At 35.5% G+C, this 1,644-nt stretch carries 2 protein-coding genes; both read left to right on the plus strand.

Annotated features, from left to right (window positions below):
• Positions 1-49 precede the first annotated feature (49 nt).
• The gene (locus ENL20_12340; protein HHE39342.1) at positions 50-1,255 is read left to right on the plus strand and encodes a bifunctional 3,4-dihydroxy-2-butanone-4-phosphate synthase/GTP cyclohydrolase II; all 1,206 of its coding nucleotides are present in this window, start codon (positions 50-52) and stop codon (positions 1,253-1,255) included.
• A 110-nt stretch (positions 1,256-1,365) separates the two neighbouring features.
• A partial coding sequence (locus tag ENL20_12345; protein HHE39343.1) for a hypothetical protein occupies positions 1,366-1,644 on the plus strand: 279 nt, incomplete at its 3' end.

A 1,644-nucleotide genomic window follows, 5' to 3' on the forward strand; every position in this document is an offset into this window, starting at 1 on the left:
ATAGATAAGTGTATATTCGTGTAATTCACGGATAAAAAACGGAGCTTAAATGAAATATAAATTCGCCAAGATCGAAGAAGCTATCGAAGATTTTAAAAACGGAAAATTTGTGGTTGTTGTTGATGATGAGAATCGGGAAAATGAAGGTGATTTGATCTGTTCAGCGGAATTGATCACTCCCCCAATGGTAAATTTTATGATCACAAAAGCAAAAGGATTGCTTTGTGTTCCCATGACAGAAAAGAGATTAAAAGAACTGAATATACCATTAATGACAGATGAAAACACTGAAACTCACGGTACAAAATTTACCGTTTCTGTAGATCATAGAGCATCGACAACCGGAATATCCGCTAAAGAAAGAGCAAATACGATCAGAGAATTAGCAAACAAGGAAGCAAAGGCAAAAGATTTCCTTCGTCCCGGACATATTTTCCCTCTGATCGCGGAAGATGGTGGAGTTCTCAAACGCACAGGTCATACTGAAGCAACTATAGATTTGACAACACTTGCCGGACTAAATCCAGTTGGAGCTTTATGTGAGATTATCAAAGAAGATGGTGAAATGGCAAGATTAGCGGAATTGACCGAGTTCGCTAAAGAATATGATCTTCATCTGATAACCATTAAGGACTTGATCGAATATCGTCGAAGAAACGAAATTTTAGTTGAGCGAGTTTCCGAAGCGAAATTACCAACGAAATATGGTGATTTTAAGATCATTTCCTTTCAGAGTAAAGTTTCCAATGAATATCATATTGCTTTGGTAAAAGGTGAAGTTGCAGGGAAGGAAAATATACTGGTCAGAGTTCATTCCGAATGTTTGACGGGAGATGCACTTTTTTCAGCAAGATGCGATTGTGGTGAACAGCTGGAATATTCCTTTCAAAAAATCGAGGAAGAAGGAACAGGCGTTATTCTTTATATGAAACAGGAAGGTCGTGGAATTGGTTTCCTGAACAAGATGAAAGCATATCATCTGCAGGATCATGGCAAAGATACGGTTGAAGCAAATCTGGAACTTGGATTTAAAGATGATATGCGGGATTATGGGATCGGAGCACAAATTCTGAAAGAACTTGGTTTACATAAGATCAGGTTGCTGACCAATAATCCAAGAAAATTAGTTGCCCTTGAAGGTTACGATCTGCAAATTGTAGAAAGAGTTCAAATCGAGATTGAACCTCAGAAAAACAATGTTCATTATTTAAAGACCAAAAAAGACAAATTGGGACATATTTTGGATAAAGTATGATGTTTTCCACGAAGGCTCAAAGACACAAAGAGTAAACGGGAAAATAATAGATAGAAAAAAATGAATATTATTAAATATTCAGTATTAAATATTCAATTCATAAGGATTTAATGATGGTTTTCCTAAAAGCGATTCTCTTTATTTTATGGAATTTGTTAGCAGGATTTCTGATCGTCTTTACAATAAAAGCTATGATATTTTTTCCCAGAAAGGAATTATTTTTCTTTCATAAGAAAATTCCTTTTACACCAGGATTTGCCTATCGAAAAAAGGATTGGCTGATCAATAAGATCAGGAAAATGCTTTCCGATTATTTGAAAGACTGTTCTTCCAATAACGAAAACACAAAAGTTGCTGAATGGGAGAATAAGGTTTATCAAAAAGCCTGG

Source organism: Candidatus Cloacimonadota bacterium (assembly GCA_011372345.1).
Classification (GTDB): Bacteria; Cloacimonadota; Cloacimonadia; order Cloacimonadales; family TCS61; genus DRTC01.